Here is a 26,655-nt window from a genome sequence, read left to right on the forward strand (position 1 = left end):
CCAAGCTTCAGTGACACTGCAATGGTACCGTGGCAAGGCATCTAAAGGCTATTATTAATCGCAGATTTTAATGCCTCAAGTCGGCCAAATGATAGCTTCAAAGCGGCTTTAGCGACGTTGAGTTCGGGACGTATTTCGAGTTCTAAAGCAAGCAGTTTTTTCACCTCGAGATTCCTCCAGTAGATATGGTGTGCGCGAGCACGAGATGTGAAGATCGAATTTTGAAGCGAAGGGTCTGATGGGAGAGGGGAGCTAAGCTCCATACGTTGAGAAACTATATTAGCCACCCGTGCATTCACGCGGGCGAGTTTGGCCTGGTCCTTCTTATATTTTGCTTCGAGCAATGGGATGAGGTCACTTGCTTTCATGGTTGGTAATTTGCCTGTTTGCGCATGGATTGGGCAAAACGAATAGCGGCCGCAACGGCTTGATAGTCCTCTGGATGGATTGCTTCGCCAATCTCGATTCGTGCAAATAATGCTCTGGCAGTTGGCGGGTCGCTGTGAATTGGCACGGAAGATTGCATTGCGACTTCGCGAATTCTAGCTGCTATTTCATCCCCCCCTTTCGCAACGCAAATTGGGATGCCTTCCAGCAAGGGGTCCCACTTTAAAGCCACAGCGAAATGTGTTGGGTTAACTATGACGACTGTAGCCTCAGGAACATCCGAGAGCATTTGGTTCATGGCGATTTCATATGCCCTTTGGCGTCGAGTTTGTTTATGGTGAGGGTCGCCTTCGGCTTCTTTGCTTTCGTCCTCTATCTCTTTTCTTGACATCCTGTTCTTCCGCATGTGGTCTGCAATTTGCCACATGTAATCAATGCTGCCGACAAGTAAGGACATGATGAAAATGATTGTGATGAAGGAGGTAACCTGCCTCCCAATGGTTGCAAGGATTTGGGGTGGTAAGAGGGAAGTTGTTTGCATCACTAGCTCTAAGTTGTTCGCTAAAAACCAAATCATTAATAAGCTTACAGCAATAAGTTTTACTGTAGATTTACCAAATTCAAATAGCCCGCTCGGCCCAAATTTATTTTTAATTGACGATATCGGAGATATTTTACTCATCTTTGGCTTTATCTTGGATGGAGAGAAAAGTATCGCCCGCTGCACAGTTAAGCTAAGCAAAACTAGTATGGCAGGGGTAATGAAGATCAAAATTATGGGCGACATGATTTTATTGGCGATATGATCAAAAATTACACTCTTGTCTGGATCAAGGGTATGTAAGGAAAATCTCTCTGGAAATAAGAGGAATGCGCTCATATTGGAGGCAAACTTAGATAAATTTATTGTGCCAATGAAAGTAAATGAGATTAGCAATCCAAGATAAGAAGCCGCAGTGGAAATGTCATTTGACTTAGGGATAGTTCCTTCTTTTCGGGCATCTTGCAGCTTCTTTGGTGTAGCTTCGTGTGATTTTTCCCCATTTTCTGCTGGGCTACTCATTAGAAACCGGCGCCATCAAAATTCACTCTGATTTCTAGTGCGCGCCCCCAAACACGTAAAATTAGGGGGCTTGCAAGGAAAAGCAATGTTAGCCCCCCAAAGCTAATAGCGGGAGCTCCGACAAATGCTACCATGAGTTGTGGCATCGCTTTATTTATTGCGCCGAGGCCGAAATTGTAGATCATCGACGAAATAATGAAGGGCCCGGCTAGCGAGAAACCTAACCCAAAGATGTACGAAATGGTTTCGATTCCCCACTCTGCTGCTATGCCTGTGCCCGGCCAATGTCCGATAGGAAATATTGTGTAACTGCTCAGAAATAGTTCAATGACCCTAATATGTAAGCCAAGCATTACTGCGAGGCACAGGCCTGAAACGACAAGTAATGTGCTAAGTGCGGGTTGGGGGTCAACTCCTAGGCCGCCACCAAAGGACTGTGAGAGGGAAGTGGACTGAGCTGCGATGGTTCCTGCGATTTGCAAGGCAAAAACCATGCAGCGGAAAGCAAAACCCACTAACAGACCAGACACGACCTCAGGTCCGATTAAAGTTAGCCAATTTTTTGTAAGTTCACTGCTCGCGAAATTATCCCATACAAATGGAGTGATAATGGATGAGAATGATATGGTTGCAGCGAGTTTGATTCGCATTGGAACCACTTGCTCTCCAAATGCGGGTAAGAAGGCCATAGCTGCCCCGATGCGGAAAAAAATAAGAGAGAACGCCCATACGCTCGCTTCTGCGATTCCGGTCACTGTTGATATGTTGTTAATCAAGCGGCTACCATCCCCACAATCGCCGGGCGGGCATCGGCAGAAAATTCTTCGAAAGAAAAAACAGGGGCTGAAACTCCGTGGTTGACTAGAAAGAGTCGCAAAAAACGTCGATGTTGAACTGACGTGACCAAGCCGGGGAAGACGCCGCTCTCGTTAAGGCGTTCCATTTTTTCAGATACCCCCGCTGCTAATCTAGCGTAATCTTCGGGTGGAAGGGCTACTTCAGGTGGGTTGGAGTTCGGGATTTGGTATTGATTGAATAAAGTTTCCCAATCTGGTGAAAGCTTGATTAATGGAAGTGAACCGTCTTCACGTTTGTAGTCAGCGTAAAGTTGCGCGCCGAGGCGTTGCCGAGCATGCTCGCACAGCCCATCTGCAGTCGAATAGATTGATCGACCTTCTGCTATACTTTCGAGGATGACTGGTAGGTTGCGTATGGAGATTTGTTCATCCAGTAAAAGTCGCAAAACTTGCAACAACGTTTCTGCCGTAACTTTTTCTGGAATTAATTCTCCTAAAATTCTCTTGTTTGCTTCATTTCGATTGGGGTCTGAAAGGTTTGTAAACTCATCAAGAATTCGACGTAATCCACGTAGGCTCAGTAGACGAGAGAAATTGTTTTTAATTACCTCTAGTAAATGCGTTGCTAAAATTTCTGGAGGAGTTACAACAGTACACCCGGCTAAAGCCGCATCCTCTTTATATTTTCGCCCCATCCACTTCGCAGGGGCACCATAGACAGGCTCTCGTACGGGCTCTCCATCAAAGATGTCAGGCACTCCTGCTGGAAGAAGGGCCAGTACTGAATCTGGTAATAGTTTGTCTTCGGCCTTGATGACGCCATGGATTCTGATCCGATAAATTCCTGAATCCAAAGACGCGTTGTCAGTTAGTCTAATGTCGGGAAGAACCAATCCAAAAGTGGTTGCCACATGATTTCTCATGTTTGCTATTCGGGCCTCAAGCCCCGTTGCTGGGTCTAAAGCCATCATAACTAAATCGGGTGAGAACTCGACATGAATTTCATCCAAGTCAAGAATGTCGCCCATGGATTTTTCCGGCGCCTTCTCGATCGGATCCAAGGCCGGAGCGACTGGAGTTTGTGTGTGTTTTCGTGTGAAATAATAGGCAGAAGCCAGCAGCGCTGCGGCGCCTAAGACGAATGGAATGAATGGAAGTCCGGGAACTAATGCAAAAAAAGTCATCAATACGCCAACAGTAGCAAGCGCTGCAGGGTGTTTTCCGATTTGCTCGATTAGTGCGACGTCAGTTGATCCACTCGTCCCACCGCGTGCAAGAAGAAGCGCTGTTGCGATGGAAATTATTACCGCAGGAATTTGTGTCACCAAGCCATCGCCAACGGTTAAAATTGCGTAAGTTTCAAATGCTTGACCGGCTGGCATGCCGTGGGACGTGATGCCAATAATTAAACCCATTACTAAGTTCAGGAGCGTTATGAGGAGGCCTGCAACCGCGTCACCTTTAACGAATTTAGAGGCCCCATCTAAGGAACCGAAGAAAGTTGTTTCTGCCTGCTCCCTTTCACGGCGGTTTTTTGCTTCATTGTGATCAATGGCCCCGGCTGACATGTCGCTATCGATGGCTAATTGTTTTCCCGGCATTGCGTCTAGGGCGAAACGCGCGCCAACTTCGGCCATGCGAGTTGCCCCTTTGGTAATGACTATAAAGTTTACAATTAGTAGGACGCTAAAAACGACGAGCCCCAAGTAAACGCTGCCTCCCATTACAAAGTTTGCGAAGCCCTCAATAACATCCCCCGCAGCTCCGGTTCCTGTGTGCCCCTCTCCAATGATTAGTTTTGTCGAAGAAATGTTTAGAGAAAGACGGAGCATTAGAGATGCTAGTAAAATTGTTGGGAACGAGGAAAAATCTAGGGGGCGTTCTAGAAAAAGTGTGATGGTAAACATCATAATGGCTAATCCAAAAGATGCTGCTAATCCCAAATCCAACACCCATGCAGGCATTGGTAGTACCATCATTATGATGATAGACATCAGTGATATTGCGAGGATAACAGTGGGTTGAAATAGAATTTTCATCTCAGAGATGTGCCTTGATCGCGAGTTATTCAAAATGATGATTTAGTAGGCAAGGATAATTGGAGAGAGAATAAAAACTGGTTAACTGACCTGTTATTTGGGCTCCTGTAGGGATGTTTTTTTGAGTTTCGAGAGAATATTTTCTCGCGATATATGACTCTTTTCGATTAACTTCTCAGTAGATGTGATCGAAATGGGGTTGCTTGAGGGAGAGGGGAGTGCATTCGTTGTATTTTCTTGCGTGTCATTATTTTTATCTATGGGGCGCTGAAGGTGTTCCGCCGCTTGCACCTTCTCACCGGCAGATGTTGGCATGGGTGAGTTGTGTAAGAGTAAGTCAGGAAGCCCCATTTTATCTAACCGCTCGTTTATCTTCAAAATTTGTGAGCTAGATACATGCCCTAGCCTTGAAGTTTTTTTCAGCGACATAATGAAGAGGGCGAGATTGACATTCTCAGCATGAGTAACTGCATTGTCGACGATGAATGACGTGACTTCTGCAGCTATTGTGAAGTCGAAGATATCCAAGGCAACCTTCATGGCCACGGAATGATCGCCCATGATGGCTGTATCTTTTGTTAGGGAGATTAATAATTTTTCAGCGACAGGTTCCCCTCGTAACTGTATGGAAAACGATTCAGCAACGTGGCGAGTTTCGCTGTCTATAGCTTCTCCACGCTTATGAGCTTGGTCGAGTAGTGCTAAAATTGCAAATGGGGTGTCAGGAACATTTTTTTTAATTATATCGCGGAGTTTTTTCTCGGGCAGGGCTTTGAATTTCGAATGGGATAAAACTTCATATGGGTTCTCAATAGATTCTCGGGTTAACGAATTTTGGATGATACTTGCAGAAATTTTTTGGCCATCTAAATTCATGCGAGATATCAATGGTGGCCCAAGGTGAGTTTTAAGGTGATGTGGGAGGTTGGTGAAGCTCTCAGAAATGATTTTTGCTTGCGCCGCATGGATTGGCATGTCGGGGCCGTGTGAAAGTGCTGCCCAAATTGACATCATACCACCACAACCATTTTGTGGGAGATGAAATTGGGATTGGAATGGGGCCGAAGTGTCTAGTATGAAGGAAATTTCCTTGAGGAATTGCACTTTTGCACCCGCGCCACCTAAACCTTGAAGGACGGCTTCTGCTTCTGCACCCATAGTAAAGAAAAGATATAGCTGAGCTAGTTTTACCACTTGTTCTTCGGTGTATTGATCGAACTCACCGAAGAGTGTTCTACGAAGCTCAGAAAGCTGCTCTGTAAAGGGTTCGTCGGTGCCCCAATTGTTGATATCTCCGTATTTTTTAGGAGGGCACACATTAGTTTTTCTTGTGGCATCTTTTCCCGCGCGTGCGCGCAACGCACGTTCTGTGGCTGATGTTGTTCGGGTCCGCTCATGTGACTCTATGGAGAAACTTTCGATGTCCGGGGGAGGGGATTCTTGCGCCTCTTTAACCCCATTTTTCACGAGCGCTTCGAGAATTCCCTGGCTTGCAGATTTTCCAATTTTCTCGGAAAGACGGGCCCTCAATTTGCTTGTTGCCCTCGTTGGGTTTCCGCGAAGAAGGAACCCCTCAGGTTTCGGCCATGTATTAATGGTTGTGTCAGTTGAACCAAAAAAAGGAGGGGAGGCTTGGTTTTTTGTGAGATCCTCGTCTGCTACATCAATTTTCAGGCCGCCACTGTCTATGCTTTCAACCTCAACTGAGCAGTCGCAAGCTAAAAAAATCTCAATCCCTGAGGGGGTGCTCCTTAAGCTGGAAATTCTACTTCTCGGAATGAAATCAAAAGCTTCGGAGAGATCATATCCAGAGGTCCATTCATTTAGTGTAATGGTAACAACCCGTCCGTCCCTTTTCTTGTCCCAAACTTGAGCTGACCCAGTATATAATACTAACCGGCTGAACTTGCTATGCTCACCGGACTTAACCACTGCAGGTTCGGCATGGGCGGAAGTTGAAAATAAGGCCAGAAATGCAAATATAATGTATTTCATGCGGCCTCTTTCTTTGCGTCTTTTAATGCTTCTTCCAAGTCTGAAAATGATGGCCGAAGGGAGCTTGGAGTGTTTTGTCTCCCAACTTCGATGCAAATATTGACTGAATGCTGATGTAGGTTGGCCACTAAAATTTCCCGTATTAGAGACTGAAAGTGGCTCTCATCGTCGACCACTGTTTTCACCTTTGCTGCAAACGGGCCAATAAAGCCATAAGCGAGATATACCCCAAGAAATGTACCAACAAGGGCGCCACCAATGAGCTTTCCCAGAATTTCAGGCGGCTGATCAATCGACCCCATTGTTTTAATAATACCAAGAACCGCAGCGACGATTCCTAGTGCAGGAAGGCCATCTGCCATTGTTTGCAATGCGTGGCTCGAATGCTGATCGTGATGAACATTGCCTTCAATTCGTTTCTCGAGCACTTCTTCGACCTGATGTGGATCGTCATAGTTCATTCCGGCAGATCTTAGGGTGTCGCAGATTAATTCGACGCATTCTCGGTCTGCCAAAATTTTTGGATAGGTAGTGAAAATTGATGACTCATCCGGTGTTTCAATGTGTGGTTCAAGCTCAACAGGACTGCGCCGCGCGACCCGAAGGAGTTCGAACAGCAGACACAGGAGATCTTGGTAGTCTTGTTTGTTCCATTTCGGGCCTTTGAATACCTTTCCTAGATCTTTAATGGTGTGTTTCACTGCTGACATATCATTGCTGATCAGGAATGCGCCGGCGGCGGCACCACCAATCATGGTGAATTCGAAAGGTAGTGACTTCAGGATGATAGCCATCTTGCCCCCGCCAGCGAGGTAGCCGCCAAATACCATGACGAGCACGACGACAACACCGATGATTCCAACCATTTTTTGCTCCGATTACTGCTACTTTAACTTCAGCGAACTTTTCGTTACTTTCGAGGTGCTTTTGCATTCCGCCCGGCCAGCACAACGCTGACCTCATAAGCTTTTTCTGCAGTAAGCCCGGACATGATCCCCGCAGCAGAAGCTGCGGTCATTTCGCCGAGGAAACCTGCCGCAAATTCAGGTGTCATTTGCTCGAAAAGCAAGGCTGCATCCTTTGCTTTCATGGCTTCATATACGGCAGTTAACTGATGAACGTCTTGCTCAGAGGCTCCACTTACTGTCTGAATTGTACTTGAGAGACGTTTCTCAGCATCTTCTAATTCTTTGAGGTTTTGACGGATTATTTCTTCAGATTCATCCAATGCTTCTTGGCGGGAGTTTTGCTCTTTCTCGCGAGAAAAAATTAGACTCTCTCGAGCATTTAGGATTTCCATGAGTGCTTTAATGTCTTCTTTTGTTTCATTACTATATGCGGAGTTGTCTTGGACAGTTTGCGCACTGTCTTCCGGTGCCTCTTTGGCAAGGGCAAAACCAACCGAGCCCAACCGAATGCTACCTGAGGTGAGCAAAATTGCGACCACAAGGGTTAAAATTCCTTTGGATTGTTTGGGTCTACTTCGTTTCATTGTACTGCTCTACGGGAAGGGTTTCGGACGAAAAGTGTTGCGTCTGCCTCGGGGGTATTTATCTCCACGTCTTCGTCGGGGAGGCCTTGGAGGGCTGCGATCATAAGCTCCAGGCGTTCTGTTACTGCAGCAGCGGAAGCCGTCTTGGCTGCAAGGTCATCTGCGGATTCAGTTGCAGAGCTTTGTGCTGTTGTTAGTACCTGAGTCATCTCGTCTACCTGTTTAGATAAGACTGCAATTGCCCCGCCAAGATCTTGATCCAATCCTTTCAACCGATTGATTTTTCGGGACAGGATAAAGCAGTAAAATGCTGCAGAAATGGCCCCAAATCCTAAGAGAATATCAGCTATAAATTCCACGGTTAATCCTCACGTAAATACAAATTCGGTGATTAGAAGGTCACGTACATGGCCAGTACCCGTTACAATTTGGATGCGGCGGAGCATTTGGGCCCGAAGTTTTATTAATGATGTCGGGTTCTCAAGCTCGCCCAAATCTACTGCACGTAAGTACCCGTTCAGGACGTCTAAAATTCGGGGCATGAGTAAGGCTACATCTGCGGCTCGCTCTGGAGTGACCTCTAATTCCGCACGGAACCTGAGTTGCCGCGTTGCGCCCTGGCCGACCGTGATAACGATAGGGTCGATAGGAACGAAGCTAATAGCTGGTAAAGGTTCAGTCTTTTCGGCCTCGGCATGTGTGGTGTCTTCTTCTGCAGGGGCAAGAATCATGCCCGTTTGCACGGCAAAGAATGCGCCGCCGCCGCCAGCGATAGCGAGAACAAGACCTATGATCAGCCCCATCTTACTCTTCTTTTTTGGTGCTTCTGCACCTTCAGCATCAATTTCGTCAGCCATCCGATTCTCTTTCGCTTTTTTTCAGCTATAGCGCCCAATCGACTAACCGATTGTTAAGGCTGATCACTTTAAGTGGTGCTCAACGAGTTAGAATGACTCGTAAAAATGAGAGGCTCTGCTGTGCAGAAATTTCAAGATACTTGGGCCACAATGGATGCGGGTAAGCGCGGATTGACAATTGGCTCCGCTGTGATTGTAATTTTGGGGGTCTTGTTTCTTACCCGAACCGCAATGACCCCGAATTTGGGGCTGCTATATAGCGGACTAGCCCCGAGCGCAGCAGGGGAGATCATAGACCAGCTTGAGGGGCAGGACGTTCCTTATGAGGTAAGGGGGGGGGCAATTTATGTGGATGAGTCTCGGCGTGACCAATTACGGTTAACTCTTGCGAGTAACGGGCTGCCAGCTAACAGCGGAGATGGCTATGAGCTCTTGGATGGGCTGAGTGGGTTTGGGACGACATCCCAAATGTTTGACGCGGCCTATCTTCGGGCGAAGGAAGGTGAGTTGGCGAGAACTATTGTTGCCAACCCTCAAATTAGCGCTGCGCGCGTTCATATTGCGAAGGCCGTAAAAACTCCTTTTCGTAGATCTTCTGTACCAACTGCATCGGTGTCCATTAGAGGGAATGGAGGAAACATCACCGATGGTACGGCCGACGCCGTTCGATTTTTGGTTGCGGCGGCTGTCTCTGGTTTGAAGCCAGAGGATGTGGCTATTATCAATGCTGATTTAGGCGTGGTAATGATGCAGTCTGGGCAAGACACACCTGTTCGCGCCGCACTGGAACACGGGGCCCGCCTCAAACAAAATGTTGAGCGTTTGATTCTTGCGCGAACTGGAGTTGGCGGGGCCGTGGTTGAAGTGAATGTGGATACTTTAACCGATGAAGAAAGTATTATCGAGCGCAAGGTGGATCCAGGCAGCCGCGTGGCAATAAGCACAAACACTCAAGAATCATCGGGTTCATCAAGCAATCAAGGTGGTGGAGACGTTACGGTCGCGAGCAATCTTCCAGAAGGAGGGGGGCAGGGTGGTGGTGAACAATCCGGGCAAAACTCTGACAGTAGCGAAACTGTTAACTACGAAATATCTGAGACAACTCGAGAGATTCACAGAACCGCCGGCTCCATTAAACGCGTGACAGTGGCTGTGTTAGTCGATGGTACGAGGCGAATTGATGAAACGGGAACTGAGATTTGGGAGCCTCGCGGGGAAGAAGAGCTAGTCGCGTTGGAAGCTCTAGTGAAGTCGGCAATTGGCTTTGATGAGCAACGTGGAGATTCTGTGACATTAAGATCAATGGACTTGTCCCCTGACCCGTCCTTGGTTGAAACCCCCGAAAATGGATGGGTTACGTCTCGGCCGCTTGATATTATGGGGTTAGCTCAAATCGGGGTGGCTGCGATAGTTGTCCTTACCTTGGGTTTGTTTGTGCTTCGTCCAATTTTGTTGGGCTCGAGACAAGAGCTTCCTCCCTTAAACGAGCTGCCTACGCCGGACCTCCTTGCGCCACCCCAAGATCTGACTGCGTTACCGCCGGGGCCTAGAACAACAGAACTGCTCCCTGCACAGACAAGCGGCGCTAGTTTGGCTGTATCCGCTGGGGGGAGCGCCGCGAACTTTCCCGATGATCCAGTTGAGCGGTTAAAGTCTTTGATTGATGAACGGCAAGACGAAACGGTTGAAGTTTTGAAGAGTTGGATCGAAGCCCCGGAGGTGACAGTGTAATGAATGGAATGACTTTTCTAGAAGATTTCTCATCCGGAAAAACGGCCGCAATGGCCAAAGGTGAAAGTGGGCAGGTCGATACCAATGCTCAGCGCGGGGTATTTGACGATGGGTACAAGTGTGGATGGCAAGATGGAATCGATTCACTTGCAGACAACGACCGTGACGTTCGAGAAAGCCTTTCCGCAGCGCTTCAGGAATTGAATTTTACGTATTTTGAAGCACGACAGCATGTCATGCAGTCAGTTCGCCCGGTGCTCCAAGCTATGATCGAAGCCGTCTTACCTCAACTCATTTCACATAGTTTAGGGGGGCGTGTCGTCGAGGTGCTGGGCGCGTTGGCGGATAACATCGAGCACGATGTGGTTGTTTGCTGTGCGCCTGAAACAGAAAGTATGTTGAAAGAGTTACTTGAGGCGTCTGTAGACTTTCCGATCTCTATAGAAGTGGAGCAGACATTAACCAATTCGCAAGTAGTTTTGAAGTTAAACGATGGTCAAACGCGTGTCGATCTTGAGGCCACGTTAGATGCACTCCGTGAATGTGTGGACACGTTCTTCGGGGCAACAAAAATAGAGGAGGCTGCACATGCCTGATCCTGCCAATCCAAATGATGATTTGCTTCAGGGTGTTAATGTTGACCTTCGTGTTTGCGTGGGGTCGGTTAGCCCGACAATTAAAGATTTAATGGAGCTTGCACCCGATTCCGTGTTGCCACTCAATAGTTCGGTCGATGACCCAGTTGAGTTGTATGTTGGTGATAAGCTCATCGCAAAAGGGTTTCTTGAAACGTCTACGGATGGGGACGATGCGGGGCTATCGGTTCGCCTTACCGTTGTCGGTGATACTGCATCAGGTCTTGCATAATGCTAGTTAGTCGGCGGGTTTATCAAGCGGCAGTTATTTTTGGTCTCCTTGCAAGTTTGGCCTCACCAACTGTAGCGCAAGACATCTCAATTTCCCTTGGAGATGACACCAGCCTAAGTGCGCGAGCCATGCAATTAATGGCCTTGATGACGGTTCTCAGCCTAGCGCCTGGGATAGCTATCATGATTACGTGCTTTCCGTTTGTTATCACGGTATTGTCGATCCTCAGGCAGGCAATTGGTTTGCAGCAAGCCCCGCCAAACATGTTAATTGTCAGTTTGGCACTGTTCCTGACTTACTTTGTCATGGACCCAGTTTTTACAGAAAGTTGGGTGTCTGGCTTGAAGCCACTAAGCGATGGTGTTTTGACTGTCGAAGAGGCTATTCCCAAAGCATTGGACCCGTTTCGAGGGTTTATGGCTGCACGGTTGGACATGGATACATTCCAATCTTTACATGACCTTAGGCCCTTGCAAGAAGAGGTTGCCCCGCGTGACGCCCCGTTATCCATTTTAATTCCTTCATTCATGCTGAGTGAAATTGAGAGAGCCTTCCAGATTGGGTTTCTTGTCTTCTTGCCGTTTCTAATAATCGACTTGGTTGTTGCTGCAGTTCTAATGTCCATGGGGATGATGATGGTTCCACCTTCTGTCGTGTCCCTACCGTTTAAGCTTGCCTTTTTTGTGGTCGCCGATGGGTGGAGCTTGATTTCCAGCGCGCTCGTCAGGAGTTATATGTAATGCCTCAATCTGTTGACCCGATCCCGTCATCTGGTGAAAAAGAGAAACGAATCCCATCGCCTTCTCAGGTCAGGAAGGCTCGTATGCTTGTATCGATGTTGGGAGCGGATTTCGCTAAGACATCAGAACATCCTTTTTTCCAGGATTTGGCCCGCACGGCGGTGCGACCCGTTGAGAAAAAAGATCCTCCCCCTGATATGAGCAAGGCATTAGCAAATTTGGTGCGGAAGCTTGCAGAGCCTAAGATTGCATCTGAGAAGTCAAAAAACCTGCCTACGCGGGGAGGAGTGGAGCCTGAGCGTGAAGTGACGAAGCGCGGGGAAGAACAGCCTAAGGCGGCCAATATATTGACGCAACATCCGGCATTGATTGCAAAGCATTTGCTTGAGCTGTCTAAAGCCGAAAGGTTGAGTGAGTTGCGTAAGTTGCAGGGAAAAACTGCAAGACAGGTTGCGACTTATATAACCGAGTTGAACTCTTGAGGGGCTAAATGAGACGCATAATTGCCGTTTCATTTAGCCCATGTGGCATGTCATAAGAATACATGGCAGAGCACTATGAAACAGAAATTTTGATCATTGGGGGCGGCCCAGCAGGGTTGGCGGTTGCATCGAGATTACCAACAGATTTGTCAGCGATTTTAGTGCACCAAGACCGCGAGATAGGGCAACCGGTTCGCACATCGGGTGGTTGTTGGATCAGTGATACGCAAAAATTGGGCCTTCCTGCTACTTTGGCGCACCGTGTGAACCGCGCCGATATTTATTCTGATAATGAACATTTTGAGTTGGACCTGTCGTCAAATCCAATGGCTGTTTTAGATGTGACGGGGCTTTACCGCTGGCTTGGCGAGCAGTCCAATGCGCAGGTTTGGTGCGCCACAAAATACTTGAGATCAGAGCGCAAAGGCAGTGGGTTTGTTTCGCATCTTAGGCGTGAGGGACGGGAAATCACTATTCGCTCGCACCAGATTGTAGATGCATCAGGCTGGCACTGTGCCGCGCTGGCAAGTCTCGGTTTAGGGGCCCCACCGGTGCGGCGTGGGATTGGGGTTGAATATGAGTTTGATGCCCCGGGTCATGATTCGAGCGGGGCGGCCTTGTTTTTTGGGTCCGCAACTCCGACAGGATACGGATGGGCATTTCCCACTAGGTTGAGCAGTTTAAGGTTGGGCGTTGGGGTGATCCACCCAGTTTCGCGGATGTCTCCAAAAGAGGTGATGCACAAGTTTTTAGAAAGTGGGGCTTTGGAGCGGATGGGGTTGCCTGAGCCTACGAAATTCCACGTAAACTCCGGGATACTTCCGTCTGTCGCGTTCACGCCAAACTTGGTGCATGAGGGGGTTATCCGCGTAGGGGATAGCGCAAATATGGCCACTCCGACATTGGGCGAAGGCATCCGGGTGTGTATTGAGCAGGGGCGGGCGTTGGGCGAGGCCTTAGGGCAACGCAGCCCTGTGGCGCTGAAGCGCTGGGAGCGAAATGTGCGCCGCAAACTTGCGCTACAGTATCGGATTGGGTTCGAGGCAAATAAGCGCGCAGGCGCCTATACACCGCAAGACTGGGACCGCTCTGTGGCGCGTATGCGCCGCTTGCCGGCGGATGAGCTGGTGCGGTTTTTCCGCAATGATTTCACCGCTGGAATGATCGCGCGGCGCGGGGCGCAGGCGATGGGGCGAAAGATACGCCGCGCTTTGGTCGGGACGCGTTAACCTAAGTGCTGGTCACCGCGTTTCGCGGCTAACTTGATTTGCTTTTGGCGCTCCCGGAACCGGCCCCGATCCTCGGCAGAGGTTTCGTGTAGGCAGTGGTGACAGCTGACGCCGGGCTCGTATTCTTTAAGGCGCAGGTCTTCGGGTTGTAGCGGGCGCCGACAGGCGTAGCAGAGTTTCAGCTCGCCCTCTTTCAAGCCGTGGCCGACAGAGACACGGCCATCAAAAACGAAGCATTCACCGTTCCAGCTGCTTTGGGTTTCCGGCACATCTTCGAGGTATTTCAATATGCCGCCTTGCAGGTGGTAGACGTCTTCAACGCCTTGCCCCAAGAGATAGTTGGTGGATTTTTCGCAGCGAATACCGCCGGTGCAAAACATCGCAATTCTTTTATTGTGAAAGCGATCTTTGTTCGCCTGCCACCAAGCGGGAAACTCGCCGAAGCTTTTGGTTTGGGGGTCAATTGCGCCCTCAAAAGTACCAATGGCAATTTCATAGTCGTTGCGGGTGTCGATAACGGCGACGTCTCCGGCCGCGATTAAGGCGCTCCAATCGGCGGGTTTGACGTAATGGCCTGTTCCGGCGAGGGGGTCCACATCCGGCTGGCCCATGGTCACGATTTCACGTTTCAGGCGGACCTTCATACGGTTGAAGGGCTGGGCTGAGGCGGTCGATTCTTTATGCCCTAAATCCGCACACCCGGGGAGGGCGCGCAGGTGGGCAAGCAAGGCGTCGATGCCTGCTCGGTTTCCCGCGACGGTGCCGTTAATGCCTTCTTTGGCAACAAGTAATGTGCCCCGAATATTTTCGCGCTCGCACAATGCCACCAAGGGCGGGCGCAAAGCGTCGGGGTCGGTGAAGCGGGTGAAATGATAGAGTGCAGCTATTGTAAACATGGGCATGCTTTACGATCACATCGCGGCCAGATCAAGTGCGGGTAGTTGACGCAACGCGGCCTTGCCCCTAGCAAGTTCGGGAAACTCCAAAGGAGGGTGGTTAATGCGTGCAGCCAATGAAGCTTTGATCGTGATCGACGTGCAGAATGATTTCTGCCCGGGTGGTGCGCTAGCAGTGGCGACCGGGGATGAAATTATTGCCCCAATCAACGCTTTAATGCCGCAGTTTCAGACGGTGGTACTGACCCAAGACTGGCACCCCGCCGGGCATTCCTCCTTTGCGTCATCGCACGAGGATGCCGCGCCATTTTCGGTCACTCAGATGCCTTATGGCGCGCAAGTGTTATGGCCGGACCACTGTTTGCAGGGCAGCCAAGGGGCGCAGTTTCATGCAAGCTTGCACACAGATTTTGCGCAGGTTGTTATCCGCAAAGGGTTCAACCCGGCGGTCGATAGCTATTCGGCATTCTTTGAAAATGATCGCAAGACTCCCACGGGGTTGGAGGGGTATTTACGCAGTCGTGGCATTGAAAAACTGACCATGGTGGGCTTGGCTTTGGATTACTGCGTGAATTTTTCAGCGGTGGATGGGGCTAATTTGGGGTTCAGCGTCACGGTTAACAAGTCGTTATGCCGTGCGATTGACCTTGAAGGTTCGTTGGATGAGGCGCTTGATGGAATGATGAAGTCTGGAGTGACATTCGATGGTTGATATTGCGACACGCGTTTACAATCACAAGTGGAAGATCGACCCTATTGTGCGGTCTCTGATCGACACTGACTTCTACAAGCTTTTGATGTGCCAATCGGTGTTTCGCAACAAGCGTGATACCTCCGTTACCTTCTCGCTGATCAATCGTTCTAAGGATATTAGGCTAGCTGATTTGGTGGATGAGGGCGAGCTGCGTGAGCAGTTAGACCATATCCGAACATTGTCCCTGTCGCGCGGTGAAAGCACTTTTCTGCGGGGCAATACTTTCTATGGAAAGCGGCAAATGTTCCGTCCTGATTTCATGGAGTGGTTCGAGAATATGTCGCTGCCTGCCTATCATTTGGAAAAGCGAGATGGTCAGTATGAGCTGACATTCGAGGGCACATGGCCCGAGGTGATGTTGTGGGAAATTCCGGCGCTGTCAGTCTTGATGGAGCTGCGGACGCGAGCCGTTCTGAAAGGGATGGGGCGGTTTGAGTTGCAAGTGCTCTATGCTCGCGCCATGACCCGGCTTTGGGAGAAAGTAGAGCAGTTGCAAAGTGTTGAGAACCTTCGGGTGGCCGACTTTGGAACGCGGCGGCGTCACAGTCACATGTGGCAGGACTGGTGCGTCCAGGCGATGCACGAGGGGCTTGGAAAGAAGTTTGTGGGCACATCGAATTGCTTGATTGCCAAGCGCCATGAGGTCGAGGCAATCGGCACCAACGCGCATGAATTGCCTATGGTGTATTCGGCTTTGGCAGATGGTGATGAGGCGCTACGCCAAGCTCCTTATGATGTGCTCAGGGATTGGCACGAGGAGCACGATGGCAATCTTCGGATTATCCTACCTGACACCTATGGCACAGATGGCTTCTTGTCCGGCGCGCCGGATTGGCTGGCGGGCTGGACGGGGATGCGCATTGATAGTGGCGATCCGGCAGAAGGGGCGGAGCGCGCCATTCGCTGGTGGAAATCGCGCGGCGAAGATCCTACGCAGAAATTGGTGATTTTCTCGGATGGGCTGGATGTCGAAAAGATCATTGAGTTGCAAGCTCAATTTACGGGGCGCGTGCGGGTGTCGTTTGGCTGGGGAACGCTTTTGACTAATGATTTCAGAGGATTGGTGCCCGACAACGGGCTGGTTCCGTTCTCGTTGGTGTGCAAAGCGGTGTCTGCCAATGGTCGCCCCACGGTGAAACTGTCGGATAATCCACGCAAAGCAATGGGCCCAGATGACGAGATTGCGCGCTATAAGCGGGTCTTTGGCGTCGGCGTGCAAGAGGAAATGGACGTGTTCGTCTGACCCAGATGTGTGGGTTACCTCAGTCGTCTTTACCGACTTTTCCGCGCAGGGATTTTATCTCTCCGCGTTGTTTCTTGGCGGTGATGCGGCGGCGCTGAGAGCCTAAAGTCGGTCGGGTTTTGATCCGCCTTTTAGGGGTTTCCAATGCTTTGAGGATGATGTCACGGAGCTTGTCCGAGGCGAGGGCGCGGTTGCGTGCTTGAGAGCGGGTGTCCTGCACAAAAATGATGAGCGCGCCTTCATTTGTCCAACGGCGTCCAGCCAAACGCTTGAGGCGGGTTTTGATTTGTGGGGTCAGGTTGGGGGATCGTCCGGCCTCGAAGCGTAACTCGACTGCCGTAGAGACCTTATTGACGTTTTGCCCACCCGGCCCTTGGGCGCGGGTGAAGCTTTCGCTAAGTTCCCAGTCTTCGATGGTTATGGTGTCATTCACACGGATCATGAGGCTTCAATACCCCATGATCCGGGCCGTGAATATACAGATCGGAAATTCAGATCAAATATGCGACTTATGGTTTGTTTTTGCCAACGCGAGGTTTGCGTGGCTTGCCACCCGGAGGTGTGAAGCGTTTGGAGGTGTCATTGGCGCTTGCTGGTCGCTTGCCACCAGGCTTGCCGCTGGGCTTGCCACCGCCGCCAGAAGGTTTGCCAAATGGCTTCTTGCCGCCGGGTTTTTTATCATAGGCGGGTTTGTCACCAGATTTTTTCTCGTACGGTTTTTTGTCGTAAGCAGGCTTGTCGCCACGTTTCTCATATGGCTTTTTGTCGCCCTTGCCCTCGTACGGCTTCTTGCCGCCGGGCTTTTTGTCATAGGCGGGTTTGTCACCAGATTTTTTCTCGTACGGTTTTTTGTCGTAAGCAGGCTTGTCGCCACGTTTTTCATATGGCTTTTTGTCGCCCTTGCCCTCGTACGGCTTCTTGCCGCCGGGCTTTTTATCATAAGCAGGTTTGTCGCCCTTTTTCTCGTAAGGCTTTTTCTCATATGGCTTTTTATGACCCGTCACGGCACCTTCAGGGCGTGCATCACTTAAAGATTTGCCACCGCGTGGCTGCTCTGTTGCGGCTGGGCGAGGGGGCGTGTCGTAGTCGTTATTATACGACCGCTTAGCGCCCGGGTTTTTGTCATATGGTTTTTTGTTATAGGCAGGTTTGCCACCGGGTTTGCCGCCAGGTTTTCTGTCGTAGCTAGGTTTGCTACCACGCGGCATTGAGGCAAAATCAGGGGCCTTATCAAGGCGGGTAACAATGGCGCCTTCTTCTAGTTTCATTCCTTCACCAAGCGCGCTCAGGAACCCATCAACACTGGTTTTTAGGATCTCGACGAAGCTGGCATTCTCTTGAATGCGGATTGCGCCGATATCATCTTTAGTCAGATCGCCAGCGCGACACGTGGCAGGTAGCAGCCAACGGGGTTCAGCGTTGTCTTTGCGCCCGATCGAGATCGAGAACCACACGCTTGCGCCAAATGCAGGGCGCGCTTTTGCAGCCTCAGAGCCAGACGGTGCCAACTCTTCTGGGGCGGATTGGCGTGCGCGGAACAAGCGGGTATAGGCTGTTGCCAATTGCTCGGTCGAGAAACGTTCGGCCAATTGTGCGACCAGAACTGCTTCACTCTCGGAGGGGGTGTCGCTCCAAACTGGGTCCGCAAACAGGCGCTCGTTATCGCGCTCATTCACGTCACTTGCGGAGGGCGCATCGTTCCAGTCGGCTTTGAGTTTTGCGCTTTGCAACAGGCGCTCGGCTTTGCGGCGCATCTTGGTTGGAACGATCAATGCGCTAACGCCTTTGCGGCCCGCACGGCCAGTTCGGCCCGAGCGGTGCAACAATGTCTCGTGGTTGTTTGGCAGCTCTGCGTGGATAACCAATTCTAGGTTTGGCAAATCGATCCCGCGGGCCGCCACGTCGGTGGCGACGCAAACGCGTGCGCGACCGTCACGCATGGATTGCAAGGCGTGCGAGCGCTCGTTTTGGGACAACTCACCCGACAGTGCCACGACTGAAAAGCCACGGTTTGAGAAGCGGGTTGTCAGGCGGTTAACCATGGCGCGCGTGTTGCAAAATACGATGGCTGTTGGGGCCTCGTAATAGCGCAATACGTTGATCAGGCTGTTTTCCGAGTCGCGCGGAGCAACTGTCATGGCGCGGTATTCGATATCGGCGTGCTGCGAGCTTTCGGCCTTGGGGGCAACACGAACGGCGTCGCGCTGATAGCTTTTGGCCAGACGCGCAATGGAGGCCGGCACAGTGGCGGAGAACATCAATGTGCGACGGGTATCAGGCGCTTCGGAGAGGATGAATTCGAGGTCTTCGCGAAAGCCCAGATCAAGCATTTCATCGGCTTCATCAAGGACAACAGCGCGTGCTTGGCTGAGGTCAATCGAGCCGCGCTGGATGTGGTCGCGCAAGCGTCCCGGTGTTGCCACAACGATATGGGCACCGCGTGCGAGTGTGCGGCGCTCCTCGCGCATGTCCATACCACCAACGCACGATGCCACGATGGCGCCTGCTTTGGCGTAGAGCCATGCCAGCTCGCGCTTAACTTGCAATGCAAGTTCGCGGGTGGGGGCGACGACCAAGGCGAGCGGCGCGGCGGCACGATCAAATTTTGTGTCTTCGCCCAGTAATGTCGGTGCAATGGCAAGGCCAAAGGCAACTGTTTTACCAGAACCGGTTTGTGCAGAAACCAGAAGGTCTGCTTCGCCTAATTCGGCGTCGGTTACGGAAATTTGTACGGGCGTCAGTTTATCATAGCCGCGCTCTTCGAGCGCGTCGGCAAGTGTTTGTATCACGGGTCACGTCTTTCTGATCAGGGCAAAAAGGAAATAGCAGCCACCCCTATCGGCCACATAAAAGCGGTCCGTGCCCTGAGCGCGCACCGCAAGATTGGCGGCATACGCCCCTTAGTCGCAGATGTATAGGGGGTTATTTGTGTACGGGTTAATTCCGTGGGGACAAAAGATCCGTGGGGACAAAAAGAAAGGGCGCCCACAGCAGGGGCGCCCAATCCGGGATATCATGGAGGTGGGTCAGGTTGGCGCCATGACCGGTACCTCGGTGTGAGTTAGGGGGCTGCCCCTAGACACGCACCTCCGTACCTTGCCTGACACTTTGCTCCAATATCACTTTAGACATGGGCACCTCCTTTCAATGATTGCTGTTATACAAGCAGGTTGCCACATCTTGTGGATAACTCAAGCTTTTTCTACACGACCTTGTGTGAAACTTTTCCAACAATCATACGGAAAGGGACCAAAGCGCACAGGGCTATGGCCAGTTTCACGCCCCAATCGGCGATGGCGAGCGAGACCCAAAGCGGCAGGATTGCACCTTGTCCCAATAGCGGAACGCCGTCCCAAGCCCATGAAATTGCAGCATCATTGCCTGCGCCAAATATGCTCACAGAGGCCGAGAACGCGATGGTGAAGAATAATGCGGTATCAACGGCAGAGCCAATGATTGTTGAGGCCAGCGGGGCTTTCCACCAAGCGCCAGAGCGCAACCGATTGAAGATCGAAACATCCAAGAGTTGTGCCGAAAGAAACGCGATGGCAGAGGCTATAGCGATGCGCAATGGCACGGCAGGGCCATATTCCAACATGATCTGAGAGCCAATAAGAGAGCAGATGATGCCGACTAAAAAGCCTGCAAAAACAACGCGACGTGCGGCGGATGCGCCGTAGATGCGGTTCATTACATCAGTGACGAGGAATGCAAACGGGTAGGTGAAAGCCCCCCAAGTGAGCCAGTCACCAAGCAAGAATTGAACGAGGATATTTGAGGCCACAACAGTGATGGCCATGGCAATAATGCCGGGAAGAAGACGTGTCATAATTTTATTTCCGTTTTTTAGACAAGGTAGCGGAGACTTGTGTTCCGGACCGCGCATTTAGCGGGCTGTTGGCCCTATGGCAAGGGGTAACGCGGCGGGCAGCGTCTATCATGGGGGGTGGACGTGCCGCAAATATGTTCAGCCGGGGCGCAGGCCGGTTTCAACCAACATGCCTTGGCGCTTGGCCTCGTAGTAGTAGCCGCGTGAGTACCATTTTACCGCAGTGTCAAAGCTGCCATCTGACAAAAGCCATGCGCCGCGCAGATATTTGACGGCGTATTTCAGGTTGGTTTCGGCATCGAGCAGGCTGTCAGGTGATCCGCGATGCCCCATGCCGCGCGCGGTGGCTGGCAAAATTTGCATGAGGCCATAATACGGCCCGTTACGGGCACTGGGACGATGGGTGCTTTCGCGGATAATTTGGCGGTGTACCAATGCGCGGGGGACCTCGTAGAGGTCGGCATATTTATTGATGAGGATGCGCAGTTGAGGCGTCTCATTGGGATGCAGGGGGATGGTGTCCGCGCGCGGCGTCGCGGCCTCGGGGACAGAGGACGAACAGGCGGCCAAGGCCAGCAGCGATGTGATGAGAATAATGCGTATCATAGGGTGCAAGATAGCTGCGCTAAACGAGAGTGCCAAGCGCGGCGTTGGAGTGATCTGTCGAAATTACTTTTGGGCGTCGGCAATGACTTTGGCAGGCCCGCCCTCGGGGACTTCTGCAAAGCTTGGCAGTGACGGGTCAACATGGTCCCATGACGGTGCGCGGCTGGCATAGACCACCATTTGGGGTGCTAAAACTTCCGGATCATCCAAACTTGAGGCGCGTGGGAAGGCCATTTCCGGCATGGCCGAGTTTTTGGAAAATACCGCGCAACCGCAATTGGGGCAAAATCCCCGGCTGACGATATTGCCACTATCGGCGGGGTGATCATAGAATTTTACCTCGCCCTTTACGTGGAGTGCCGCGGCGGGAATGACGGTATGTGTACAGTGCCCCGTGCCGCTGGATTTTCTGCAATCGACGCAGTGGCAATGTGCGACGATAGCGGGGGTGACATCGCTCGTGTAGGTCACATTTCCACATAGGCAGCTTCCGCTGAAACCGTTTGACATGGGCATATCCGATTCTTATTATTTTGATAAATAAGAGTTATTCGACTTGTAAATTGCAAGTCAATACTTTCCTAAGGAAATCTGAATGCAACGCTCTCTTTGTCCGATCTCATCCACACTTGATATTGCTGGGGACCGTTGGACGTTTGTCATTTTACGCGACATGCTCACTGGGAAATCACGCTACGCGCAATTTTTGCAATCGCCCGAGCGGATAACCACAAATGTTCTTGCAGCACGCTTGAAGGAGATGGAGCAAAACGGATTGGTGACCAAGACGCCCTATCAAACCAAGCCGATGCGCTATGAATATGCGCTGAGCGAAAAGGGGCGCATGCTTCAAGGGGTTTTGCAGCAGATGTGCCTTTGGGCGAACCGCTATGTTCCGGGAACTTGGGAAGCGCCGGAGAAATTTATGCAACCAGTGCGCGACAAACGTTAGGGGCATAGGGTCTCGCGGGGAGAGCTTTTCGCGCAGAGCCCTGCGTGTGGTCGCGCCGCCATCTCATTTCATATCGAGCGCGCCTAGACCCCGGCGGCGATGATGGCGTCGGCAAGGATCGGGATCGAAGCCTCGTTCAGGCCCGCGATATTGAGGCGGCTGTCCGAGACCATATAGATGCCGTGGCTTTCGCGCATTTGCTCGACCTGGGCCTCGGTGGCGCCAAGGCGCGAGAACATGCCGCGATGCTGGGCAAGGAAATCAAAGCGGTCAGAATTGGTGCGCTGGCGTAAAGCATCTGCCAGCGATTGGCGCAAAGTCAGCATGCCTGTTCGGATACTTTCCAACTCACCGAGCCAATCAGCGCGCAGGGCGGCGTCATTAAGCACCATAGTGACAAGGCGTGCGCCGTGATCTGGTGGGAACGAGAAGTTTTGGCGGTTCAAAAATGCGACAGTGCCTTGATTAAGTGGAGTTTTTTCAGGGTCTTGCGAGACAGCCATCAACAGACCTGCACGTTCGCGGTAGACGCCAAAGTTCTTGGAACAGCTGGCGGCGATCAGCATTTCTGGCTGAGTTTTGGCCAGCAGGCGGGGGCCATATGCATCGGCGTCAAGCCCATCACCAAAGCCTTGATAGGCAATGTCCACGAAGGGGATCAGGTGCTTGGCAATAAGCAGGTCCGAGACCTCTTGCCATTGTGCTTGGCTTAAGTTTGCACCGGTCGGATTGTGGCAGCAGCCATGCAGCAACACCACATCACCGGGCTTGGCGGCGTCTAGGTCGCTGAGCATCCCAGCGAAGTCAACGGCGCGCGTGTCATTGTCGAAATAGCGGTATTCGGCCATCGGCATGCCAAGATATTTGACGATAGAGGGGTGGTTTGGCCATGTCGGTGCGGACAGCCATATAGTGGCTTTTGGCGAGGCCATTTTGATCAACTCTAGTCCTTGACGGATAGCACCCGTGCCACCCGGCGTTGCGGCGGCGGCGACTTGGTCTTTGGTCACGCTATCGGCCAAAATCAGCGTGCGCATCACATCATGATAGCCCGCATCACCGGCAAGGCCTGTGTATTTCTTGGTGGTCTCAACCTGCCAAAGCTGCTGCTCGGCGGCTTTGACGGCGCGCATGATCGGGGTCTGGCCATCGGCGTTTTTGTAGACACCAACGCCAAGGTCAATCTTGGCCTCGCGCGGGTCTTCGCGGAAGGCGGCCATCAGGGATAGGATTTTATCGGCTGGCTGGGCTTTGAGGGAATTGAACATTATCCGGTCTCCACTGCGAGTTGATCAAATTGGCCCCATTCGGCCCAAGAGCCATCATAGAGCGAGTGATTTCGGTTGCCGATCCGTTCCAGCGCGAGGCTGAGAATTGCGGCGGTAACGCCAGAGCCACAGGTGGTGATAACTGGCTTTTTGAGGTCCGCGCCTGCGTTGTGGAATGTCTCGAGCAGATCAGAGTGTGATTTCATCGTGCCATTGGCATTGAGGACGGACTTGTAGGGGATATTCTTTGAGGTCGGGATGTGACCTGCGCGCAAGCCTGCGCGCGGCTCTGGCTCCGCGCCTTTGAAGCGGGGGGCACCGCGCGCATCAAGGATGGTGTGATCATCCAGCTTGGAGGCGGCCGCAACTTGCGTGACATCGCGCACAAGGTGGGCTTGGCGATGGATGGTGATGTGGCGCTCTTTGTGGATTGGGGCCATGTCCTCGGTCGGGCGATCCTCGGCCAACCATTTTGGAAAGCCACCATCCAGCACGGCCACATCGGTTTTGCCCATCAAGCGGTAAAGCCACCAAACGCGGGCCGCAGAAAACAGCCCCGCGCCGTCATAGACCACGATTTGGTGCCCATCACCGACGCCAAGCGCGCGTGAGCGGGACATGAATTTTTCAACCGGTGGGGCCATGTGGGGCAGCGCGGAGCGGGTGTCGCAGATATCGTCAATATCAAAGAAGCGCGCGCCGGGGATGTGGTTGGCATCGTATTCCGCGCGCCCGTTGCGGTTCATGTCAGGCAGATACCACGAGGCGTCAATGATGCGCAGGTCAGGGGTGTGAATGTGATCGTGCAGCCATTGAGTGGATACGAGCGTTTTGGGGTCGTCGGACATGGGTGTGGCTCCGGGATCAAGGTGGTTAACCTAGAGGTATCCCTGTGGAGCGGGTGAGGCAAGCGCCGTTGCGAAATTGTGAGGGTGAACAGTAAAGCTTAACCGTGATCTTTCATCAGGCGCGCTTTGGAGCGTTGCCAATCGCGCTTGGCAGAGGTTTCGCGCTTGTCGTGCAACTTTTTGCCCTTGGCGACACCGATTTTGATTTTTGCGCGGCCTTTGTGGTTGAAGTAGAGCACTAGGGGCACCAACGTCATGCCCTCGCGCTGGGTCGCGGACCACAGCCTGGCCATTTCGCGTTGCTTGACCAGCAGTTTACGGCGGCGGCGCTCTTCATGGGCGAAGGTTTTGGCCTGCTCATAGGGGGGGAAGTAGCTGTTAACGAGCCACAGCTCGCCCTCTTCCACAGCCGCGTAGCTTTCAGCGATCTGGGCTTGGCCGCTGCGCAAGGATTTAACCTCGGAGCCTTCCAGCATCATGCCGCATTCAATGTCATACTCGATGGCAAAATCATAACGCGCGCGGCGGTTTTCCGACACGATCTTATAATTGCGATCTTCTGCTGATTTGGGTTTCTTGGCCATAATGCGTTCTAGGTAGGGACGCGATGCGCTGGGGTCAATGCTAAGGTCGCACGCGTGTTGACTGAGCGGTGTTTAGGTGTGACCCATGGTGCATGAAATTCATTCGACTCTATCTTGTATTGATGTTGCTAGCTGGAACATCCGCATCAGCGGGCTGTGCAAACTTTGAGGATGGTAGTTTGGGCAGGACTGCCGCCCCCAAATATCGCATCTGTTATGATGGTGTGTGTGATGAGACGCAGCTGTCATATGAGTGCGCGAATATTTTTGGCATGCAGCAGGGGTTTGCCAATGGGTGGGCCATAGATATTAAGCTAAATGAGGGTGCGCCTCAAAGGCAGGTGATCACTTGGCAAGGGCGGGTTATCGACGCCAACAAGCATGACAGGCTGACGTTTGAAAAGATAAGTGACTAGGGTTTCTGCGCTAACGTTTTCGCGTGTGTTTTTAGGCCCAGTCCTTTTAGACTCTAGCCCCTTAGACCCCGGCCTCTTTAGGCGGTAAACCAAACCGGAGCAGGGCCAAGGTTGGTGACTTTCGTTGCGCCAATGCTGCCCTCAGACCCCCAAGCATGGTGAATATGCCCGCAAAGGGCGAGGCGGGGTTGCTTTCGTTTGATCGCATCGCGAATGGCTGTGCTACCACCATGCGTGCCGTCTTTATATAAGTCTGCCGTGCCAAAGGGCGGCGCATGGGTGATAAGGATTGCATCATCAGGGCAGGCGCTAAGGCTGCGCGCGGCATGGGTTTCACTGACAGAACGGATCAGACTTACATCCCCGTCAGGGTGGGTATGACCGCCATAGCCAAAGAACGTGACGCCTTTGATCTTTACAGATTGCTCATGCAGGTAATGGACGTTGGAATGGTTGGCGCAAAGCTGCGCAAGCTCTGATGGGTTATCATGGTTGCCATGCACAAAGATCAGCGGGGTTTGGATTCGCAGCAAGATATCAAGCGTATCGCTCATGCCCAACTCTTGCGTTGCAAAATCACCGGCACCGATGACGATATCGGCGTTTACGCTGGCCTCCACAATAGTGCGCGCGGCGTTGGTATCGCGGTGCAGGTCGGAAAAGGTAAGCAGTTTCATCTGCTTACCCGTTTATTTTGTAAGGCCCGCTTAATTGATCAACCCAGCGTTCACCATGGCGGCGCGGATGGCCTCTTTGGTGCTGTCCTCAAGGGTGGTGAGCGGCGAGCGGACGTCCTCGGTGCATTTGCCCAGAAGGGACACGCCGTATTTAGCGCCAACAAGGCCGGGCTCTGCGAAGATAGCGTTATGCAGCGGCATAAGGATGTCTTGAAAGCCAAGCGCCTTGGTGTAATCGCCTGCTGCCATTGCATTTTGGAACTCGGCGCACAGTTTAGGGGCAACATTGGCCGTGACCGAGATGCACCCGACAGAGCCATGCACATGCGCGCCCAAAGCCGTTGGGTCTTCGGCTGAAAACTGGATGAAGTCAGTGCCACAAGTGATGCGCTGCTGAGACACCCGAGAGATATCGGCGGTGGAATCCTTCACGCCGATGATGTTGGGGTTCTTGGATAGCTCGCCCATGGTCTCGGGCGTCATATCAACGACCGAGCGCGGCGGGATGTTATAGATGAAGATCGGCAAGCCACAATCTGCCGCAGCGGTGAAATGCGCGATCAAGCCGCGTTGCGTGGGTTTGTTGTAATAGGGCGTGACCACAAGGGCGGCATCCGCACCAACTTGTTTGGCGTGCTGCACAAGGCGTACGGTTTCGGCAGTATTGTTGGAGCCAGCGCCCGCAATCACGGGCAAACGGCCTGCATTGGTTTTGACCACGCAATCGACCACTGCGTCATGCTCTTCGTGTGTCAGGGTTGGGCTTTCGCCTGTTGTCCCAACGGGAACGAGGCCATGCGAGCCTTGCTCGATATGCCACTCAACCAAATGTTTGAGTGCGTCAAAATCCACTGCGCCGTTGTTAAACGGGGTAATCAGTGCGGGCATTGAGCCTTTGAACAT

General features: G+C 51.9%; 29 protein-coding genes. 9 read left to right on the forward strand and 20 right to left on the reverse strand.

Annotated elements, in window-relative coordinates; all coding sequences use genetic code 11:
* Nucleotides 1-41: 41 nt before the first annotated feature.
* From AC3Y7R_RS10715 to AC3Y7R_RS10755, 9 genes are all read right to left on the reverse strand, one after another.
* Nucleotides 42-368, reverse strand: a complete 327-nt coding sequence (locus tag AC3Y7R_RS10715) for a hypothetical protein (protein WP_490042039.1) — start codon at nucleotides 366-368, stop codon at nucleotides 42-44.
* Entirely contained in the window at nucleotides 365-1,450 is a 1,086-nt protein-coding gene (locus AC3Y7R_RS10720; protein WP_490042040.1) for an EscU/YscU/HrcU family type III secretion system export apparatus switch protein, read from the reverse strand. The genes AC3Y7R_RS10715 and AC3Y7R_RS10720 overlap by 4 nt, the downstream gene beginning before the upstream one ends.
* Complete coding sequence (locus AC3Y7R_RS10725) at nucleotides 1,450-2,226, reverse strand: flagellar biosynthetic protein FliR (protein WP_490042041.1); 777 nt, start codon at nucleotides 2,224-2,226, stop codon at nucleotides 1,450-1,452. The genes AC3Y7R_RS10720 and AC3Y7R_RS10725 overlap by 1 nt, the downstream gene beginning before the upstream one ends.
* Entirely contained in the window at nucleotides 2,223-4,286 is a 2,064-nt protein-coding gene (gene flhA / locus AC3Y7R_RS10730) for a flagellar biosynthesis protein FlhA (RefSeq protein WP_490042042.1), read from the reverse strand. Before flhA ends, AC3Y7R_RS10725 begins: the two co-directional genes overlap by 4 nt.
* 93 nt (nucleotides 4,287-4,379) lie before the next feature.
* Nucleotides 4,380-6,281: a hypothetical protein gene (locus AC3Y7R_RS10735; protein ID WP_490042043.1), complete on the reverse strand. Its 1,902-nt coding sequence runs from the start codon at nucleotides 6,279-6,281 to the stop codon at nucleotides 4,380-4,382.
* Nucleotides 6,278-7,147 carry a flagellar motor stator protein MotA gene (gene motA, locus AC3Y7R_RS10740; protein ID WP_490042044.1) on the reverse strand — a complete coding sequence of 290 codons (870 nt, stop codon included), beginning with the start codon at nucleotides 7,145-7,147 and terminating at the stop codon, nucleotides 6,278-6,280. Before motA ends, AC3Y7R_RS10735 begins: the two co-directional genes overlap by 4 nt.
* A gap of 44 nt (nucleotides 7,148-7,191) precedes the next feature.
* On the reverse strand, nucleotides 7,192-7,773 hold the full coding sequence (locus AC3Y7R_RS10745) for a MotE family protein (RefSeq protein ID WP_490042045.1): 582 nt from the start codon (nucleotides 7,771-7,773) through the stop codon (nucleotides 7,192-7,194).
* The gene (locus tag AC3Y7R_RS10750; protein WP_490042046.1) at nucleotides 7,770-8,132 is read right to left on the reverse strand and encodes a hypothetical protein; all 363 of its coding nucleotides are present in this window, start codon (nucleotides 8,130-8,132) and stop codon (nucleotides 7,770-7,772) included. Before AC3Y7R_RS10750 ends, AC3Y7R_RS10745 begins: the two co-directional genes overlap by 4 nt.
* 9 nt (nucleotides 8,133-8,141) lie before the next feature.
* Entirely contained in the window at nucleotides 8,142-8,630 is a 489-nt protein-coding gene (locus tag AC3Y7R_RS10755; protein WP_490042047.1) for a flagellar basal body-associated FliL family protein, read from the reverse strand.
* A 150-nt stretch (nucleotides 8,631-8,780) separates the two neighbouring features.
* On the opposite strand from AC3Y7R_RS10755, the gene fliF reads away from it, so the two are divergent.
* The 6 genes from fliF (at nucleotide 8,781) to AC3Y7R_RS10785 (ending at nucleotide 13,679) form a co-directional block, all read left to right on the forward strand.
* The gene (gene fliF, locus AC3Y7R_RS10760; protein ID WP_490042288.1) at nucleotides 8,781-10,361 is read left to right on the forward strand and encodes a flagellar basal-body MS-ring/collar protein FliF; all 1,581 of its coding nucleotides are present in this window, start codon (nucleotides 8,781-8,783) and stop codon (nucleotides 10,359-10,361) included.
* Nucleotides 10,361-10,957: a hypothetical protein gene (locus AC3Y7R_RS10765; protein WP_490042048.1), complete on the forward strand. Its 597-nt coding sequence runs from the start codon at nucleotides 10,361-10,363 to the stop codon at nucleotides 10,955-10,957. The genes fliF and AC3Y7R_RS10765 overlap by 1 nt, the downstream gene beginning before the upstream one ends.
* Nucleotides 10,950-11,228: a FliM/FliN family flagellar motor switch protein gene (locus AC3Y7R_RS10770; protein ID WP_490042049.1), complete on the forward strand. Its 279-nt coding sequence runs from the start codon at nucleotides 10,950-10,952 to the stop codon at nucleotides 11,226-11,228. Before AC3Y7R_RS10765 ends, AC3Y7R_RS10770 begins: the two co-directional genes overlap by 8 nt.
* Entirely contained in the window at nucleotides 11,228-11,968 is a 741-nt protein-coding gene (fliP, locus tag AC3Y7R_RS10775) for a flagellar type III secretion system pore protein FliP (RefSeq protein WP_490042050.1), read from the forward strand. Before AC3Y7R_RS10770 ends, fliP begins: the two co-directional genes overlap by 1 nt.
* The gene (locus tag AC3Y7R_RS10780; RefSeq protein ID WP_490042051.1) at nucleotides 11,968-12,450 is read left to right on the forward strand and encodes a hypothetical protein; all 483 of its coding nucleotides are present in this window, start codon (nucleotides 11,968-11,970) and stop codon (nucleotides 12,448-12,450) included. The genes fliP and AC3Y7R_RS10780 overlap by 1 nt, the downstream gene beginning before the upstream one ends.
* A gap of 62 nt (nucleotides 12,451-12,512) precedes the next feature.
* The gene (locus tag AC3Y7R_RS10785) at nucleotides 12,513-13,679 is read left to right on the forward strand and encodes an NAD(P)/FAD-dependent oxidoreductase (protein WP_490042052.1); all 1,167 of its coding nucleotides are present in this window, start codon (nucleotides 12,513-12,515) and stop codon (nucleotides 13,677-13,679) included.
* Here AC3Y7R_RS10785 and trhO read toward each other — a convergent pair.
* Complete coding sequence (gene trhO / locus AC3Y7R_RS10790; protein WP_490042053.1) at nucleotides 13,676-14,575, reverse strand: oxygen-dependent tRNA uridine(34) hydroxylase TrhO; 900 nt, start codon at nucleotides 14,573-14,575, stop codon at nucleotides 13,676-13,678. The two genes, AC3Y7R_RS10785 and trhO, sit on opposite strands and share 4 nt — an antisense overlap.
* Nucleotides 14,576-14,678: 103 nt before the next feature.
* Between trhO and pncA the strand changes: the two genes are divergently transcribed.
* Nucleotides 14,679-15,287 carry a bifunctional nicotinamidase/pyrazinamidase gene (pncA, locus tag AC3Y7R_RS10795; protein ID WP_490042054.1) on the forward strand — a complete coding sequence of 203 codons (609 nt, stop codon included), beginning with the start codon at nucleotides 14,679-14,681 and terminating at the stop codon, nucleotides 15,285-15,287.
* A complete protein-coding gene (gene pncB, locus AC3Y7R_RS10800) occupies nucleotides 15,280-16,572 on the forward strand; it encodes a nicotinate phosphoribosyltransferase (RefSeq protein ID WP_490042055.1) in 1,293 nt (430 codons plus the stop codon). Before pncA ends, pncB begins: the two co-directional genes overlap by 8 nt.
* Before the next feature lie 19 nt (nucleotides 16,573-16,591).
* Here pncB and arfB read toward each other — a convergent pair whose 3' ends face one another.
* The 5 genes from arfB to AC3Y7R_RS10825 all read right to left on the reverse strand — a co-directional run bounded on the left by arfB (nucleotide 16,592) and on the right by AC3Y7R_RS10825 (nucleotide 21,517).
* Nucleotides 16,592-17,014 carry an alternative ribosome rescue aminoacyl-tRNA hydrolase ArfB gene (gene arfB, locus AC3Y7R_RS10805; protein WP_490042056.1) on the reverse strand — a complete coding sequence of 141 codons (423 nt, stop codon included), beginning with the start codon at nucleotides 17,012-17,014 and terminating at the stop codon, nucleotides 16,592-16,594.
* A 67-nt stretch (nucleotides 17,015-17,081) separates the two neighbouring features.
* The gene (locus AC3Y7R_RS10810) at nucleotides 17,082-19,361 is read right to left on the reverse strand and encodes a DEAD/DEAH box helicase (RefSeq protein WP_490042057.1); all 2,280 of its coding nucleotides are present in this window, start codon (nucleotides 19,359-19,361) and stop codon (nucleotides 17,082-17,084) included.
* Nucleotides 19,362-19,774: 413 nt separating this feature from the next.
* Nucleotides 19,775-20,401 (reverse strand): queuosine precursor transporter, encoded by a 627-nt coding sequence (locus AC3Y7R_RS10815; protein ID WP_490042058.1) that lies wholly within the window; start codon nucleotides 20,399-20,401, stop codon nucleotides 19,775-19,777.
* Between the two features lie 138 nt (nucleotides 20,402-20,539).
* On the reverse strand, nucleotides 20,540-21,007 hold the full coding sequence (locus AC3Y7R_RS10820; RefSeq protein ID WP_490042059.1) for a transglycosylase SLT domain-containing protein: 468 nt from the start codon (nucleotides 21,005-21,007) through the stop codon (nucleotides 20,540-20,542).
* 63 nt (nucleotides 21,008-21,070) lie between these two features.
* Nucleotides 21,071-21,517: a GFA family protein gene (locus AC3Y7R_RS10825; RefSeq protein ID WP_490042060.1), complete on the reverse strand. Its 447-nt coding sequence runs from the start codon at nucleotides 21,515-21,517 to the stop codon at nucleotides 21,071-21,073.
* An 85-nt stretch (nucleotides 21,518-21,602) separates the two neighbouring features.
* Between AC3Y7R_RS10825 and AC3Y7R_RS10830 the strand changes: the two genes are divergently transcribed.
* Nucleotides 21,603-21,959, forward strand: coding sequence for a winged helix-turn-helix transcriptional regulator (locus AC3Y7R_RS10830; RefSeq protein WP_490042061.1), 357 nt, complete (start codon nucleotides 21,603-21,605; stop codon nucleotides 21,957-21,959).
* An 83-nt stretch (nucleotides 21,960-22,042) separates the two neighbouring features.
* Here AC3Y7R_RS10830 and AC3Y7R_RS10835 read toward each other — a convergent pair whose 3' ends face one another.
* The 5 genes from AC3Y7R_RS10835 to dapA all read right to left on the reverse strand — a co-directional run bounded on the left by AC3Y7R_RS10835 (nucleotide 22,043) and on the right by dapA (nucleotide 26,655).
* A complete protein-coding gene (locus tag AC3Y7R_RS10835) occupies nucleotides 22,043-23,227 on the reverse strand; it encodes an amino acid aminotransferase (protein ID WP_490042062.1) in 1,185 nt (394 codons plus the stop codon).
* On the reverse strand, nucleotides 23,227-24,075 hold the full coding sequence (gene sseA / locus AC3Y7R_RS10840) for a 3-mercaptopyruvate sulfurtransferase (protein WP_490042063.1): 849 nt from the start codon (nucleotides 24,073-24,075) through the stop codon (nucleotides 23,227-23,229). Before sseA ends, AC3Y7R_RS10835 begins: the two co-directional genes overlap by 1 nt.
* Nucleotides 24,076-24,173: 98 nt before the next feature.
* Nucleotides 24,174-24,659: an SsrA-binding protein SmpB gene (smpB, locus tag AC3Y7R_RS10845; RefSeq protein ID WP_490042064.1), complete on the reverse strand. Its 486-nt coding sequence runs from the start codon at nucleotides 24,657-24,659 to the stop codon at nucleotides 24,174-24,176.
* Between the two features lie 493 nt (nucleotides 24,660-25,152).
* The gene (locus tag AC3Y7R_RS10850) at nucleotides 25,153-25,752 is read right to left on the reverse strand and encodes a metallophosphoesterase family protein (protein WP_490042065.1); all 600 of its coding nucleotides are present in this window, start codon (nucleotides 25,750-25,752) and stop codon (nucleotides 25,153-25,155) included.
* Between the two features lie 30 nt (nucleotides 25,753-25,782).
* The gene (dapA, locus tag AC3Y7R_RS10855) at nucleotides 25,783-26,655 is read right to left on the reverse strand and encodes a 4-hydroxy-tetrahydrodipicolinate synthase (protein WP_490042066.1); all 873 of its coding nucleotides are present in this window, start codon (nucleotides 26,653-26,655) and stop codon (nucleotides 25,783-25,785) included.

The sequence above is a fragment of the Litoreibacter sp. genome (genome assembly GCF_058136045.1).